Raw genomic sequence first — 15,964 nt, forward strand, 5'->3', positions numbered from 1 at the left:
AATTGTGAACCTTATAAAATAAAACAAAACGGTAATCACATCCATGGATAGGACGTGATTACCGTTTTTCTGATGCAGAGCATTTCTGAGCATACTCCAATCAGAAGAAGATATCTTAAAATGCCTGAAACGCGGCCCAGATGGCTACGATCATGCAAGCTATACCGCCAATTTTGCACATGAGGTAATAAAATTCGCTAGGTTCGGGATCTTTTAACCATATCCAGCGGAGGGAGAGCAGGAATTGAAACTTTTGAAACCTTGGATAATAGAAGCTGCACCATCCATAGATGAGTCCGGCAAGTGCAATGAACAGGAGAACAGGCGTACCTGGCGTATGATGATAAACCGGATAGGCAGCGGTCACGAGCGTGGCAGGAGTATAGCGCTCTTCGGCATCCTCCATGACTCGTTGGTTGTCTACATACATGTTGACCCGAGAGAGCATCTTCCCAGTTTCATCGTAGCTTAATAATTGCTCGGATTGCTGTTCAACTGTATATTTGCGGTCGTTAGGGTATACCACGTTATACGTTGCAATAGGGGTGGATGCGATATGGGTAATGACATAGTTCTGCTGATCGATGCTGACCGTACGCTTCTGCTGATTGACGGTGACCTGAATGGGGTCTGCTGTACTGCTCTCATACGTAATTTGATTGCCTTGCTCGTGATCGTAAGTGTATTTATGCTGATCTACATAAAATATGGGCTCAGTAAAATAGGGTCTGGATAATGCCCCGACAAGTAAGGATACAACGACAACGCATACCAGAAAAACAAGGGTAGGGACATGCTTTGTGGGTATGGAGAGCATTTTCTGATTACCATTCCCTTCCTTAATTAGATGTTGGTTTTAATACGTGATAATTGGACATAAGTTGCAATGACTTGTTATGGTATTTCAAGAATGGGACATTATGGTTTCTTTTTTAGAGAGTGCTGTTATTATAAAATTATGCCCTGTTCAAACCAGAGTGTTGGTTAAGGGGACAAAAGAGTGTTGGACAATCTGTAATTCCAGACGAGTCACAGGAGGAGATTGGGATGATTAGAGGGTTAACAAATGCGGGTTTGGGAAACATCGAGTCTGATGAACAATATATCACAGATGCGGCCAAGCACGGATTCGGGTCTGTAGATTTGAATCCGCTCTCATTGATTGAAACGTATGGCAAGGAACAGGCACAACATCTGCTAGAGAGCAACCAGGTGATCATCGGTTCATCGGGTCTGACGGTGGAGTGGCGGACGACAGATGAACAATTCCGTGAGGGATTGCAATCGTTGGTCGCTATGGCAGAAGCTTCTGCTTCGCTGGACTGTTACAGCTGTTGCACGTATATTTTACCCTCAACGGATCAACCGGCAGCGCAATTTATGGCAGCGGCTACGAAACGTTTGAGACTTTGCGCAGATATCTTGGACGCTTACGGGATTAAGTTGGGTCTGGAGTTTGTGGGCTGCCATCACTTGCGAACGCAATGGAAGAATCCGTTTATCTGGCGTGTGGAGGATACGCTGGACTGGATCGAGACGATCCATGCGCCTAACGTAGGTTTATTGGTGGATTCCTATCACTGGCATACGAATGGTCTACCGATGGAAGATCTATTGAAGCTGAAGAAAGAACAGGTTGTTCATGTTCACATTAATGATGCTTATGATCTACCCGTTGAAGAATTGCTGGATTATGAGCGTTTGTACCCCGGCGAAGGGGTCATTGATCTGGGTGGGTTTCTGAGAAATCTGCAGGCTATTGGCTACAATGGTGTGGTGGCTCAGGAAGTACTGGCTCCAGCGTCGACTCTAAGTTCGAGTGAAATATTAGCCAAGTCGAAAGCGGGTTTCGACAAGGTATTTGCGACAATCTGAGTTACTGAGAAAAAGGAGGGGTTGTTCCTAGCTGTGTTTATGGCTTATGGAACACCCCTGTTCTTTTTCGATTAGTCCAGCAAGCCGTGATCTTTCATCAGTTGTGTCGTAACGATCCACAGTCTGCTTTGCATGGCCTCATCTCCGCCAGGATGTATAGGAACAATAGATGCTCCAGTGCCCACTTTGAAATATCCTCCCGAAACCTCACCATATCTCGGTTCCACAGCCAACCGAGTAATGATATCCGCACCCCGGCGCGGGTCGCCGATGTGCAAAAAGGTTAACATGCGTTCAAGCACACTTGCAAACCATAGCTCTCGTCCAAGACCCGTAACATTAAAGCCAGGATTCAAGGCATTTACGCGAATTCCGGCTCCGCGCCATTGTCTGGCTAGTTCACCAGTAAACATAATATTGAGCAGTTTGGTTTTGCCATAGATTGGAGAGGAACCGCGTGCAGTAAAAGGAGTGATATCCGTTAAGTCATCTGGCAACACCAGTGTGCCGTGATTCCGCGAAGCTTCAGATGCAACATTGACGACACGGGCATGGCCCGACTGAATCAGGGAAGATTGCAAGGTGTGCGTTAACAGCCAAGGCGCCAAATAGTTGACGGCAATCATCTCGGCATATCCTTCGGACGTGACTCTCTGTTCAAAAGCATGAAGTCCGGCATTATTCAAAAGTACGTCTATACGCGGATAAGCGGCTGCAATCTCTAACCCAATACGTTTTACATCACTCAGTAAGGACAAGTCTCCATAGAAAAATTCGATTTTGGCAGAAGGCATGATTTCCTTGATTTTGTACCTGGTAGCCTCTGCACGTTCCTTGCTTCGGGCTGTGAGTATAAGATGTGCCCCGCGTTTGGCGAGTTCGATGGCAGCAAGCTGCCCTAAACCGCTTGTTGCTCCGGTAATTACAATAATGGGATGTTTAGTTTTCATGAGTAGATCTCCTTTTGACACGAATAGATTCGGAATTATATAATGGACATAAATCAACTATAAATATTAATTGATATTTGTCAACTATATTTCCGGAAGTCTACTTTCATGTATTGAGGAGAGGGAGTTAACAATAATGAGTGAAAATCCAGTCAAAACCAAAGACAGAGCAACCCTGGAGCTAGCGCTGGGTGAGCAAATTCATGCACTGATCAGTGCTTCGCATGCGCTTAACGTTCGATCTGCCGAGCGTTTTGATGCGAACCTGCAACCTGCCGCTTTTCACCTGGTTCGGTGGCTGTACTCTTATGGTCCTGCAAGCGCGGCTGCTTTGGCAGAAGCGACGGCAATGGACCGCAGCTCGGTCAGCCGATTAATCAAACAACTCGAAAAGTCGGGATATGTTAGCAAAGAGCCAGACCCCGAAGATCGGCGCGGGGTGTTACTGTCTCTTACGGAACTTGGTCAACAATCGACGGTTGGTGCGCTCAAGGAGAAGGAGTCAGCTTTTTATGACCGTATATCCAGGTGGGATGATAAGGAACTGGAACGTTTCACCGCCATGCTAAGGCAGTTTAACGGATTGGAAGGTAAGTGAGAGGTCCTATATTGTGGATTGTATTCGATACACGAACCATAGGACATGACCATTGAGCGAGGTAGACTACAAATTCATAGCAAAAGCGGACATCTGGTGATGTCCGCTCGTGATGTTCCCAGATCATTTTATAGTTTCCAGGGAAGCTGCGGGATTTTATAACGGAAACCCTGATGGTTTCCTTTTCTCACATATATCCAAGGTGGTGGGACAGGGGTGCCTAGTGCTTTATACAAGACCGTTCCTTCATCGCTTGCGGAATATTCTTCGATACTACTTTGGATATCCTCCCAATGAACCTTACCTTGGTAAGACAGTGTCTGCCCTTGAACGATAACATGAGGTGCACCTGAGATAACTCTCTGCGTTATGTTGAGAACTCCAACCTTTCCTGAGGACAACATCATCAATTCGCTCATGAAAAGTATAATAATCAAAATGACTATGCTCACAATCCATCGCTTTTTTCTCATTTTGTGACCTCCACTACCTAGGGAATCATTTCCTCATACTTAATGTCTTTTAATGACATAATCTCGTCAGAGATGATATTGATTTTGACTGAATAGGGCTTAATAGCTTGAAGGAATTCATGAATGATTTTCTTGCGATCCTTATCAAAGACGGCAGATGTTATGTGATTCTCTTTTAATACGTTATCCTTCATTATGACTTGTTTAGAATAACTAACTGAATTACTATAATCGATTAGATGCGTGACCCCCGTGAATTTGCCACTAGTTAATGTACCTTTGGAGAATTCGGATGGTTTAATCCCAATATATTTTTCAGAAGAACCGTGTTTCTTTTTATAATTGATAATCGTGTCAAAAAAGTCCTGATCTCCAGTTAACTTTTCGTTGAAATAATCATTTTTGAGAGCAATCGTAGTTGTATGATCAGTATATCCTAGTGAGACAGTATCTGAAGAGTGGATTGCGTAATATCCCTGAGACATCTTGCCCTGATTGAATGTTCCATCGTTAATGGTGTTGTTGTAACGGTCATGTACAGGGTAAACCTTGCCATCAGAAGTAAGATACTGTACTTCTAACCATTGCGTAATTTCTTTTCCTTTACCATGATATGTATCATTAATCCATGATCCGGTGTAGGTTTTTGTAGTGAATTCACCTGTTCCATGGCCCATATTAGATTCATTGTAATCCTCAAAGGGGACACCTCCACCTTCAACTAATGTATATGTATACTTGCCTTTTCCTTGCCGCTTACCACTCACCCAATCTCCAGAGTAAACTTCGGTTTCTCCCCATCTTGCGGTTCCTTTACCATGAGGTTTCCCGTTTAAAACTTCACCATAGTACGTCGCTCCATCTGACAATTTTAAGTTTACTTTCTTCGATGCTGCTTCTGTTGGAGTAGAGCTTGATAATAGTCCAATGATAATAGTGATCGTTAATCCAAAACCTAGATAGAATCTTTTCAAAAGTGTGCAACTCCTTCAATGAATATGATCTTTGCGTTGTTCGTCATCTTCAACATTATCGGTTTATATATCGTATTTTTCCAGTATGAATATAAAGTGGAGATAGGTCGGATTTCACAAACAACTCGTCCCCAGTTCACAAAAGATTTTCTTCAGATGGTATGTAAGACGGTCCATTGCTGTAATTCACGAAACAAAAGGGCAAGTTACTGTGATAGAATGAGTTAGGTTTGGATGATGAAACGGTGGGGGCTTGGAAAATGAACAAAACGGAGCGGCAGCTTGCGATTACGCTTGAATTGCAGCGAAGAAAGATGCTAAGAGCAGAAGATTTAGCTGCTCAATTTGAGACAAGTGTACGGACGATATATCGAGATATTCAGGCCTTAAGTGAAGCTGGCGTTCCAATTATGGGAGCTCCGGGTCATGGTTATTCCCTCATGGAAGGATATTTCCTGCCCCCGGTAAGCTTCACAGCAGAAGAAGCCGTTTCCCTGCTCATGGGAGCTGATTTTATCGAACAGAGAATGGATACAGAATACGCGATGCAGGCTAAGTCGGCTCAACGAAAAATTGAAGCGATTTTACCAGAATCCGTTCGTAATGAATCCACGCGTGTTCGGGAAACGATGAGGCTGCTTCATACGGTTGAGCCCTTAACCAGAGCGAGAGTGAAAACATACCTTAACCAAATACGTAATGCCATTTTGGAACAACGTAAAATCAGCTTTATGTACCTGAAAAAAATGCCAGGAACGGATGGCAATCGGTATAACATGCGTGAGGTTTCACCATATGGACTCTCACTTGTTCAGGAGAATTGGGTGTTGATCGCACGTTGTGATATGCGGCAAGATATTCGCCATTTTCGTTTGTCACGCATGACTGAACTTTCCGTGCTGGAGGATCATTTCCTGTTGTCGCCGGATTTTGATCTGAACAGTTATCGACCTCCTGAAGACCGTAACGAACAGGTGTTAATTAGGGCGAAACCCGAAATTGCTGACAAAATTATGGAGGCCCTTCATTTTTACATGGATGCATTTGAGGAGCAAGAGGAAGGTGTCATTTTTCATTTTCGTGTCCGCTATCTGGAGGAAATATTGCATTATTTACTTGGCTGGGGTGGAGGTATCGAGGTATTGGAGCCAGAGCCTTTACGCTTCCGAATGCAGGAAGTAGCCAAAAATATCTTAAAACACTACTGACATACTCTTGTCAGTAGTGTTTTTTTATACTTTGGTATATTACTAAAGGCATCATCCGGAACTTATTAGCGCTGTAAATTAAGAATAACATTACTGTTTATAGAACGAAACAGTTCTATAATGATTGTGTCTCCAGCTATGATCCTGAACTGTAACGGAACGGGAGGTTGTCTGATGAAAAGCCAGAAGAAATTAAGCGGGGGAGACCTCTATACAGGCTGAAATATTTCCCCTCATAAAAAATAGAAGGATCACGGCTGATACTTGCTGCTTCTACCCGAATACGTACCTCGCCTGTTCCTAATTCTGCTGTTTGGAGCTGATAATTCGAATATGTTCTGGGCCTCCAAACGCATGGAGTTGTGCAATTTTTACCACTAATTCCCCCTATAATGTAGAAACTAATTATTTAACCTTTACATATACAGAACTGCTCGGTTCCGTTTTAAAAGGATATCATTCTGAATTAAAGAACGATATAGTACCGTATTTATAACTAGATTTTCTTTCCGAAGTTTTCACTTGTTAAATCACTCATTTGTAAGTTAGTGATTGGTTTACTTGAGGATACTATGCAACTTATAGGTAAGTATCTGTAAATAAAGTGCGTACTTACCAAAATGAAACAGGCCTTCTATACTAAGAAATGTAATCAAGACACCAGCAAGGGGAGGAACTTAACATGAACAGATTTACAATTCCGCGAGATATTTATTACGGAGAGAATGCATTAGATATTTTGAGAACGTTAAAGGGCCGTAAGGCCGCTTTGGTTGTTGGTGGAGGTTCCATTAAGAAGCAAGGTCATTTGGATAAAATAACACAATTACTTGGAGAAGCAGGCATGGAAACACTGCTTATAGAAGGGATTAATACTGAACCTACTGTGGCTATGGTCCAATCTGGAGCTGCACAAATGAGAACATTCCAACCGGATTGGGTGATTGGTATAGGTGGTGGATCACCAATGGATGCTGCAAAAGCGATGTGGATCTTCTATGAGTACCCAGAATTGACCTTTGAACAAGCTGCTGTTCCTTTTTCTTTACCAGAGCTTCGAATCAAAGCTAAATTTATTGGAATTCCTACTACCAGTGGTACGGCTGCGGAAATCTCCAATCTTTCGGTGATTACGGATGAGCAAACAGGCATTAAATATCCCTTGGCAGATTTTGGGCTCACACCGGATATGGCTGTTATAGATCCTGCTTTGGTTAGTCATATGCCTCAACATATGATTGCTTACAGTGGTATGGATGCAGTAACGCATAGCATTGAAGCTTATGTGGCTAAACCACGTACGATTTTTACCGATGCACTTGCGATTGAAGCCGCTGAGGTACTAAAAGATCGTTTGCTGACTTCGTTCCAAGGGGATATTGCTTCAAGAGAGGAAGTTCATTATGCTCAGGCCATGGCAGGTATGTCATTTGCTAATGCAGTCTTGGGGAATGTTCACAGTTTGGCACACAAGAGCGGTCCGATTTTCAATATTCCTCATGGATTAGCAAATGCCATCTATTTGCCGTACGTAATTCAGTTTAATCGCAAAGTCGTGGAAGATCGTTACGCTAATCTCGCGGCTCGTCTAAATTTAAAAGGGGACACTCCTCAGGAATTAACGGATTCCTTAGTGGAATGGGTACGTCATATTAACCGTGAAATGGGGCTTCCCGCTACATTACAAGAGTTTGGTATTAAAGAAGCTGACTTCTTCCAGCATGTAGCAACCATGGCTGTCAATGCAATGAAAGATCCATGTACAGGCACAAATCCTAGAGAAACGTCCACTGAACAAATGAGAAAATTATATGAAGCTGCATTCTATGGCATCGACGTAAATTTTTAAGATAAAGACTATCTCAAATGCTAAATTAAGGGATTTTAGCGTAAGCCAGAAAGGATAACCAAACCAAAAGGCCCATAGATTGTCTATGGGCCTTTTTGCTTTAAGGATAATCATATCCTCCACCGTTGATATTACATTTTCGAAGACGATGAATCCCTAGGGAAAGACCTTTGACCGCCCCGTATTTCTCAATAACTTGAATCATATACATAGAACAACTTGGCTCAAAACGACATTTGTTTCTCACTTCAATGGGGGCAAAACGTTGATAAATTCTAATACTCCATATCAGGATCACTCTAGCACGTCGTAGAACGATGAAGAACATACTTGCTATAAAAACAATCTGGGCACTCAGCAAAGCATACACTGGAATGAATGGATTCAAGAGATAGAAACATATCATAGAGATGATTAGCCCTGTGAATAATGCAAGTGTAAGGTTAAGCAAAGACTTCAACCAATCGATTTCTGGAATAACATGAGTTCTTATATAGAAACTGCTTCGAGGATCGTTTTCTTCATGATGTGTATGTAAGAGTCTAATAAGTTCTTCTTCGGATGGCATGTTATTATATATCAGTTCCTCAGATTCTGAGTTTCTCATGATTGTTAAACTATTACTGAATCTCTCTGTAGAAAATAAGCATATAATGATGCGTTGTAACGGGTTGCTGGAGACAACCGGGCTTCTCGGTGACAGCTAGCGACTCCATGGATTGATAGATCCACCCGGATTGTGCTTTGTGATTGATGATATCAGAAAATAAATTAATAGCAGCCTGAGTATCACCTCGGTTTACTTGAACATTTTTGGGACCTGGAACGACTGTATACTCTCTCATTTAAAACATCCTTTCATTATGTTGGAATTATGATAATAGACATTCCATTATTTTACTATGGGTATGGTTAACTGTCGATTGAAACTTATTATACGAGATTGGATTAAATTAAATTATAGGCCATCTAATAGGATGGTCTTTGTTGCTATTAAGGTTTAAATTCATTTGGAAAAGTCAATAAAAGCTTTGTAAGCAAACGCTGTACAATCCACAGAAAACCAGTACAATTGAACCTATAAAACCATGAGATAAAGAGAGGTATTTCTCCATGACCGATACAAGTGGGAATCGCAAAGTTGACGGCTATCTAAAGAAACTCAAAACGTGGAAGGAAGAGTCCACAAAGCTGAGAGAGATTATTCGGGATTTTGAACTGACCGAAGATATGAAATGGATGCACCCTTGTTACATGCTGGATGGAAAAAACATCGTCTTAATCCATGGATTCAAAGAGTACGTGGCCATTCTGTTTTTCAAAGGTGCTCTGTTTAAGGACACGCATGGCATTTTGGTCCAGCAAACGGAGAATGTACAGGCAGAGCGCCAGCTTCGCTTCACCAGTCTGGAGCAGATTGTGGAGCAGGAGGCTATGATCAAAGCCTATATCCAGCAAGCGATTGAAGTGGAACAGGCTGGATTGCAAGTGGAAATGAAAAAAACTGCCGAATATAGCGTTCCCGAGGAACTTCAGCAGCAGTTCAATGAAAATCCTGCCTTCCAGGCCGCATTTGAAGCACTGACACCCGGACGGCAGCGGGCATATCTCTATTATTTCTCACAACCAAAGCAATCCAAAACGAAAGTATCACGAATAGAGAAGTACATGCAGCCGATCCTGGAGGGTAAAGGTTTGAATGATTAATCTTATAACAATATATTTGAGGGAAATTAAGAGTGAAAACGAGTTGAAAGCCTTTCAGATATAATCCGAAAGGCTTTTTGCTGTTTTTTCTAAAAGTGTAGATAACAGGAGAGTGTCCCATATAATTCGAACTTACCAATACTACGCAGTTTTTAATCTTGCCGAAGATAGAATTAATGTTACATTTCCTGATTTGCCTGGATGTATCACCTGTGGGGATTCAGTTGAAGAAGCCTTATTCATGGCGAAAGAAGCACTTGAATTATTTTTGGATGGAGAACCTGTTGAAGATATTCCGCCTCCTCAAAGGATAATGCCTGAATTATTGAACTCTAAAGATAAAGCATATTTAATTGAAGCAAGTATTACGTACTGTTGATGAACTCTATATTTACATATCTGAATTCACCAAACTGAATTTAGTACATCGTCGACTTCTTTGAATCACGACCCTTGAGGCTGCCTGAATTCTTTAGGGGTCATCCCACATTTTTCTTTAAATATCCGATAAAAGTACTTCATATCCTGTATTCCTACCTCTCGGGCAATGGTTTGCACACTCCAATCGGTTTCGGATAACAGTTCGCAACTTCGTTGTATACGTTTATTTTGTAACATCTGCGTTAGGGTGAACCCGGTAACCTGTTTGAATGTTCTTTGGAAATGGCGAGGGCTTATGGCAAATCGCTCGCACAAACGAGTAAGAATGGCGGATTCATTATAATGATTGGATATATAGTTCACTGCAAGTTGAATGTGGTTGGTCATGTCCCCTTGAGTAGACTGAAGATCACTTGGCTCGGTATGCCGTATGCGAGTTAACAAGTCCATCAGATGAAGATACAGTCGGTATCGATATCCTGATTCCTTACATTGAAGTTCAAGGTGTAAAGAGTACATGATCTTTCCGAATTCTTTCTTGTGCTCAGATACTTTGAAGCCGTTCCCCAAAGTACGGAATGTATGAGTGAGCTCATCAATATCATCATAGATCATACGATCACCGATAGCTTGAGGCCCCGATAATATGTGCTTCTCCACTAGGCAATTCATGAGCGTGACAGGCTGATTCAATGTGGTCTGAAACACATGTCTCGTATCTGTAGGAATGAACAACAGGTCTCCACGAGTGATTGGGATACAGCTGTCATCAATCGAGAGTGTTCCTTGACCTGCCGATACATAAGACAATTCATAGAAGGAATGCGCATGCTTTTGACATTGGTTATTTCGTATTTCTACCGGATGCATGGAAATGGGAGTGTCATGGAAAGGGTGCTCCATGTAATAGGTTGAATCGTTAAAATTCATAAACAGGAGGCCCCTCCCTCTTCAATTTTTTATTATTTAATTTTAATGGATCAAGCGAATGACTTCAATCAATCAGATGTCGCATTTGCCCATAGGCTGGTCGCCCTAGACCATTTTTTATATAGGGTGAAGTCCTTAAAATGAACATGAATAAAGGATTGGAGGAGAGAATCAAGTGACATCAACATTAATGAGTACATTGCCTCAGACAAGAAAGCCTTATTTACTTCGTAAAGGAGAGGGCACGAGTTATACGTTTGGTAAACAGATAGTTACGATCATGGCGGATGCTGACAGCACAGGAGGACAGTTCGAAATGTTCACCATCGCTGGGAGTAAGGGAGAGGCGTTTCCCCTCCATTTTCATAACAGCAGTTACGAATCATTAATGGTTCTGGAGGGAAGAGTCGAGTTGGTAATCGAAGGGAAATATTATCTTCTGACTTCTGGAGACTATGCACATATACCGCCAGGGACAAGACATGCCTATCGGTTTGCAGGTCATCGAAATCGTATAGTTTCCTATTCGCTACCGGGAAATATCACGTCTATCTTTCCTGTAATTGGTTTGGCGTATTCCTTCAAGGATTACCCGCCGCAGCCCCTACACGAATGGACGAAAGAGGATTTGATCCAAGCCTCCAAGGTAGCCGATATTTGTTTTGAAGATGGAGAGTTACAGTGGGGTACATCCCAGCTAGTTGAGACAGGAGTAGTGCACGGTGGAGTCGTTCCTTATGTATTGGAGAGTGGGGAAGGGGATCGTCTCTTGACCGGAGATCAATTGCATCGCATTCTTGCGTCTCAGAAAAATACAGATGGTACCTACATTTTTGTATCTACCGAAGGACCGAAGGGTGAACCTATTGTAGAGCATTATCACGAGAACCATGTGGAGACTTTTTATTGTGTACAAGGCCAGATGACCATGTGGGCGAATGGAGAAGAAATTCAGCTTCATGAAGGAGACTTCCTCCACGTACCGGAAGGTACTACCCATGCTTATCGTCTCGATGCACCGTATACCCGCTTTGTCGGAATGCTTGCGTCTGGTTTGTTTGAGCCATTCTTCCGTATATTGGGAGAGCCGTATGAACATTTTATTTTCCCGAATGAACCTGGCCCGTTACGGATGGACCGTGTTATGGCTAATATGAATACACTGGATCTGAAAGTGGTTGCCCAATCACCGTTGCATCGCAATTGAGTACATGATGGATAAAAAAATAAACCTTACACAACGATCACAATCGTATAAATTAATTTGGATTTTAGCCTTTGCGATGGTTATTTCCGTGATGAATTCCACCATGTTTAACGTGGCACTGCCTGATCTTAAAGAAGAATTTGGACTGACCTCATCCCAAGTTAGTTGGGTGGTAACCGCGTATATTATTATATACGCCATAGGGTCGGTAACGTATGGCAAGCTGGCTGATATGTTCAAGTTGAAAAATTTGATTACATTTGGATTATGCTGCTTTGCCGTGGGGTCACTAATCGGAGTGCTGGCGGACAGTTATACGTTCATCATTGTGGCTCGAATTCTACAATCGGTAGGAGCGTCCGTTATCCCGGCCTCTTCCATGTTGATTCCAATTCGTTATGTGGCTGAAGAGAATCGTGGCAGAGCCTTGGGGATTACTTCGGCGGGTATGGCTCTTGGGACAGCTATTGGTCCAATCATTGCCGGGTTCGTTCTTAGTATGGCAAGCTGGCGTTTTCTTTTTGCAATTTCTATTTTGGTACTTGTTACATTACCGTTCTTTCGAAAATATCTGGGTAATGACAAGGGTGTGAGAGGACAGGCCGATCTTCCAGGGGGTCTATTGCTGGCGGGCGTCATTACGCTGTTGATGCTTGCGATTACAAGACAAAGCTTACTCCTGATGCTGCTGATGCTATTGACCCTCGTGCTGTTCTGGATAAGGATGAGAAGATCGACAGCACCGTTTATATCTCTTGAATTGTTTAAAAACAAACGCTACTCTCGCGGACTTCTTATTGGGTCTATGGTGTTAACTTTGAATTTATGTGTACCTTATCTGATCCCCCAGATGTTAACCAGTCTCAATCAGTTGTCGGCGTTACAGATTGGATTAGTGATGTCGCCTGGAGCCTTGTTTGCCGCATTATTTGGACTCTTGGGCGGGCGCATTACGGATAAAAAAGGGAATCGTTATCTGTTTTCGTGGGCTTTCGGGCTGCAATTCATCGCCTATACGCTATTGTACCTTTTTACAGGTGGTTCGTACGGTGTAGTTCTGTTCGTTCTTATCGCTGCAAACACAGGGCTGACGTTTGCCCAGATTGCTCTTGCGAATACCGTATCCAGAACTTTGCCGAGACATGAGGCGGGTGTGGGAATGGGTGTCTATATGATGTGCAGCTTCATCGCTGGTGCAATTGGAACAACGATTCTTGGAACCACATTGGATGCAAAAGGGGCGGGCACTCAAGTATTCGGTTCAATTTATATCTTTTTCGGGATATGGATTGTAGTCTCAGCGGTATTGTTTCTTTCCTTTACCAGAAAAAGAGTGTCCGAATCTGGATCAACCTAGGTTGTACCTGGTATCGCCGGTTTAAAATCGATAGAGATTTTCTGTCATACGCAAGTTATTGAACAGGCTGTCCCACAAGTCCTCTAAAGGGATGGGGCAGCCTATTTGTTACTTTATATTTACAGAAAGATCCCAGTATCCTGAAGCTAAAGAAAAAAGATCGGAATAAATAAGGCAGGCAACAGATTCAACACTTTGATCTTCGTAATCTTCAAGATGTTTAACCCCGTACAAAGCGCCAGGATACCGCCAATCAGAGTAATTTCGTTCATGATGTTTGTCGTCATGAAGACGGATAAGAAATCAGCCGAGAAGAAGACCAGGACTTCAATAACCAAAAGAATAAAAGCTGAGAAGATGATGCCGATCCCGAAGGTGGATGCCAGAATCAATGAGGTAATGCCGGAAAAAATCGTATTGATCTGTAAAAAGGTATTATCCCCCTGTAACGCACTTTGTAGTGGTCCCAGAATCGGGATCGATCCCACGCACAACAATGATATGGCAACCGTTAATCCTTCATTTAAGCCATTGGACGAGAATTTGGTCATGATGTTGGACAAGATGTTCTCGAAATTAATCAGTTGTCCAATGATGCCGCCTAAGGTGAGGAAAATGATAAACATAATCTGATATTGGCTGGTGGATATGCTGCTCAAGGTTGTACTAATGCCTATGATGAGCGCGCTGATTCCAATCACTTGATTGAGTATGGACTTATAACCGTCATTCATGAACCTTTTGGAGATGGCTCCAAGGGTACTTCCGCATATAATGGAAAAACAATTGATCAATATACCAAGCATGATTTCACTCCTGAATTCACCAAACTGAGTTTAGAACATCGTCGACTTCTTTGATTCTTGTGACAGATGGTGTTTGAATTAGATTTCCTTTGACCATGACCATAGCGATGTCAGACAAGGCCTCGATATGTTCGAGCGGATTTTGCTCCATGATAATCAGATCGGCATGTTTCCCGATATCCACCGTCCCTGTAACATCGTCAACACCGAGGATCTTCGCATTGGTTCGGGTCACCATGTCAATGACCTGTTTGTTGTTCAGGTTGGCCTGTCTCATGTAATGGTCCATCTCTCTCCACATATCATAGTGAGTCACGTAAGGCATAGCGGCATCAGTACCTATACCGATGGTGATGTCGTTTTCGATCGCCTGTTTTACGCCTTTGAGCATTGAATCGTAGACGAGTCTGGAATTCTCTTTTACCGTTGCACTTACCTTCGTTACGCTGGTATCCAGTGAAGCGGATGGATAGGCGGCTTGCAGGGTGGGGAGGAGTGCGGTGTAGCCATTCAGGGCATTGGGATTATTTTTGTACAAACGAATGATTTCGTCGTCCATCTCCGAACCGTGCTCAATCGTATCGACGCCACCTTGTAACGCAACCCGTACGCCTTCCGTGCTTTCCACATGAGCTGCCACCCGCAAACCGATCTTGTGGGCTTCATCACAGATCGCTGCAACTTCCTCCACCGTCATCTGTAAACGTCCAGCTTCGCCCACCATCTTCGCATCCGTCACGCCACCCGTCACACAGATTTTGATCAGATCGACGCCGTGTTTCACATTGATGCGTACATTTTTTCGTGCTTCCCACGGAGAGTCGCCAACCAGAGCCAGGAATGGAGCGCCGTGTCCGCCCGTGACACTTAGGAAAAAACCGGAGACAAGCAGATTAGGGCCGACAAAGTCACCGTTGTTAATCTCATCCCGCAGCTGGACGTCGGTGTAAAAAAATTCCCCCACACTGCGCATCGTTGTGACACCCGCATGGAGTGCGGTCAGTGCGTTGCGTTTCATTCGTTTTTTCAAAACGTTTCTACCAAACTTGGTGTTCAATATTCGATCATAGGCAAACTGCAACAATCCTTCACTGACCGAGAGACTGAACGGTTTACAATCTGCAAAGAGATGCACGTGGGCGTTGATCAGTCCAGGCATTACGTATTTACCTGAGAGGTCGATTGTTGTGTAGTGACTTGGGATATTCAGATCATGATCTCGTCCGATATCCTGAATAAGTCCTTGTTCATTGACGAGAATGGTTATGTTTTTTTGCAGAGTGCGATTTAGATCACCGTGGATCAGATTGACGTTTTTCAATGCGTAAGCGGTGTTCATGTTGTGTTCCTCCTTAGAATGTGGGTGGGGCTATATAAGTTGAAAGAGGTATGTACACTTGCCACTCCGATGACAGAACAACCTTCGGATCGCTGTTATCCCCAGATTTTTTTGATTCCCTCTTAATAGGGGAAATCCGGTGATAAAGGCGAACGCTTCACTTCCTCTGATTATTTCTGTCCTCTCCGTTATTGTGTAAAGGTAGGTTCAACTTATATAGTTTGGTAATGGTAGATACTTGTCTTAAAAATGAATTATAAATTCATTTTTGGGTCAAAAAAATAGAGTGACTAAATGTTAGAGATTTTTT

General features: G+C 42.9%; 17 protein-coding genes. 8 read left to right on the forward strand and 9 right to left on the reverse strand.

All coding sequences use genetic code 11. From position 1 onward, the window contains the following. Nucleotides 1-115: 115 nt before the first annotated feature. The gene (locus AC4G47_RS06875) at nt 116-817 is read right to left on the reverse strand and encodes a DUF6199 family natural product biosynthesis protein (protein WP_491105433.1); all 702 of its coding nucleotides are present in this window, start codon (nt 815-817) and stop codon (nt 116-118) included. Nucleotides 818-1,047: 230 nt separating this feature from the next. Between AC4G47_RS06875 and AC4G47_RS06880 the strand changes: the two genes are divergently transcribed. Continuing rightward, nucleotides 1,048-1,875 (forward strand): sugar phosphate isomerase/epimerase family protein, encoded by an 828-nt coding sequence (locus AC4G47_RS06880; RefSeq protein ID WP_491105435.1) that lies wholly within the window; start codon nt 1,048-1,050, stop codon nt 1,873-1,875. Nucleotides 1,876-1,946: 71 nt separating this feature from the next. On the opposite strand, the gene AC4G47_RS06885 is transcribed toward AC4G47_RS06880, so the two are convergent. After that, entirely contained in the window at nt 1,947-2,825 is an 879-nt protein-coding gene (locus AC4G47_RS06885) for an SDR family NAD(P)-dependent oxidoreductase (protein ID WP_491105437.1), read from the reverse strand. A gap of 136 nt (nt 2,826-2,961) precedes the next feature. Between AC4G47_RS06885 and AC4G47_RS06890 the strand changes: the two genes are divergently transcribed. Beyond that, the gene (locus AC4G47_RS06890) at nt 2,962-3,423 is read left to right on the forward strand and encodes a MarR family winged helix-turn-helix transcriptional regulator (RefSeq protein WP_491105438.1); all 462 of its coding nucleotides are present in this window, start codon (nt 2,962-2,964) and stop codon (nt 3,421-3,423) included. A gap of 128 nt (nt 3,424-3,551) precedes the next feature. On the opposite strand, the gene AC4G47_RS06895 is transcribed toward AC4G47_RS06890, so the two are convergent. Further along, nucleotides 3,552-3,896 carry a hypothetical protein gene (locus tag AC4G47_RS06895; protein WP_491105440.1) on the reverse strand — a complete coding sequence of 115 codons (345 nt, stop codon included), beginning with the start codon at nt 3,894-3,896 and terminating at the stop codon, nt 3,552-3,554. A 17-nt stretch (nt 3,897-3,913) separates the two neighbouring features. Beyond that, the gene (locus AC4G47_RS06900; protein WP_491105442.1) at nt 3,914-4,870 is read right to left on the reverse strand and encodes an MORN repeat-containing protein; all 957 of its coding nucleotides are present in this window, start codon (nt 4,868-4,870) and stop codon (nt 3,914-3,916) included. Nucleotides 4,871-5,130: 260 nt separating this feature from the next. On the opposite strand from AC4G47_RS06900, the gene AC4G47_RS06905 reads away from it, so the two are divergent. Beyond that, nucleotides 5,131-6,078 carry a helix-turn-helix transcriptional regulator gene (locus tag AC4G47_RS06905; protein WP_491105444.1) on the forward strand — a complete coding sequence of 316 codons (948 nt, stop codon included), beginning with the start codon at nt 5,131-5,133 and terminating at the stop codon, nt 6,076-6,078. A 682-nt stretch (nt 6,079-6,760) separates the two neighbouring features. Then, nucleotides 6,761-7,927, forward strand: a complete 1,167-nt coding sequence (locus AC4G47_RS06910) for an iron-containing alcohol dehydrogenase (RefSeq protein ID WP_491105446.1) — start codon at nt 6,761-6,763, stop codon at nt 7,925-7,927. Nucleotides 7,928-8,027: 100 nt separating this feature from the next. Here AC4G47_RS06910 and yidD read toward each other — a convergent pair whose 3' ends face one another. Then, the gene (gene yidD / locus AC4G47_RS06915) at nt 8,028-8,534 is read right to left on the reverse strand and encodes a membrane protein insertion efficiency factor YidD (RefSeq protein WP_491105448.1); all 507 of its coding nucleotides are present in this window, start codon (nt 8,532-8,534) and stop codon (nt 8,028-8,030) included. Between the two features lie 13 nt (nt 8,535-8,547). After that, nucleotides 8,548-8,772, reverse strand: coding sequence for a hypothetical protein (locus AC4G47_RS06920; protein WP_491105449.1), 225 nt, complete (start codon nt 8,770-8,772; stop codon nt 8,548-8,550). Nucleotides 8,773-9,040: 268 nt separating this feature from the next. Here AC4G47_RS06920 and AC4G47_RS06925 point away from each other — a divergent pair, with 268 nt between their 5' ends. Together AC4G47_RS06925 and AC4G47_RS06930 are read left to right on the forward strand one after the other, a co-directional pair. Continuing rightward, nucleotides 9,041-9,634, forward strand: a complete 594-nt coding sequence (locus tag AC4G47_RS06925) for a YdeI/OmpD-associated family protein (protein WP_491105450.1) — start codon at nt 9,041-9,043, stop codon at nt 9,632-9,634. Nucleotides 9,635-9,746: 112 nt separating this feature from the next. Then, nucleotides 9,747-10,013, forward strand: coding sequence for a type II toxin-antitoxin system HicB family antitoxin (locus AC4G47_RS06930; RefSeq protein ID WP_491105452.1), 267 nt, complete (start codon nt 9,747-9,749; stop codon nt 10,011-10,013). Between the two features lie 65 nt (nt 10,014-10,078). Here AC4G47_RS06930 and AC4G47_RS06935 read toward each other — a convergent pair whose 3' ends face one another. Then, entirely contained in the window at nt 10,079-10,945 is an 867-nt protein-coding gene (locus AC4G47_RS06935) for an AraC family transcriptional regulator (protein ID WP_491105454.1), read from the reverse strand. 190 nt (nt 10,946-11,135) lie between these two features. Here AC4G47_RS06935 and AC4G47_RS06940 point away from each other — a divergent pair, with 190 nt between their 5' ends. Together AC4G47_RS06940 and AC4G47_RS06945 are read left to right on the forward strand one after the other, a co-directional pair. Then, nucleotides 11,136-12,152 (forward strand): quercetin 2,3-dioxygenase, encoded by a 1,017-nt coding sequence (locus AC4G47_RS06940; RefSeq protein WP_491106657.1) that lies wholly within the window; start codon nt 11,136-11,138, stop codon nt 12,150-12,152. 7 nt (nt 12,153-12,159) lie between these two features. Beyond that, on the forward strand, nt 12,160-13,509 hold the full coding sequence (locus AC4G47_RS06945) for an MFS transporter (protein ID WP_491105456.1): 1,350 nt from the start codon (nt 12,160-12,162) through the stop codon (nt 13,507-13,509). Nucleotides 13,510-13,655: 146 nt separating this feature from the next. On the opposite strand, the gene AC4G47_RS06950 is transcribed toward AC4G47_RS06945, so the two are convergent. Together AC4G47_RS06950 and AC4G47_RS06955 are read right to left on the reverse strand one after the other, a co-directional pair. After that, nucleotides 13,656-14,315: a DUF554 domain-containing protein gene (locus AC4G47_RS06950; RefSeq protein WP_491105458.1), complete on the reverse strand. Its 660-nt coding sequence runs from the start codon at nt 14,313-14,315 to the stop codon at nt 13,656-13,658. A 16-nt stretch (nt 14,316-14,331) separates the two neighbouring features. Next, nucleotides 14,332-15,654, reverse strand: a complete 1,323-nt coding sequence (locus tag AC4G47_RS06955) for an amidohydrolase family protein (protein ID WP_491105459.1) — start codon at nt 15,652-15,654, stop codon at nt 14,332-14,334. Nucleotides 15,655-15,964: the final 310 nt, after the last annotated feature.

This window comes from Paenibacillus sp. Negev47 (assembly GCF_058313655.1).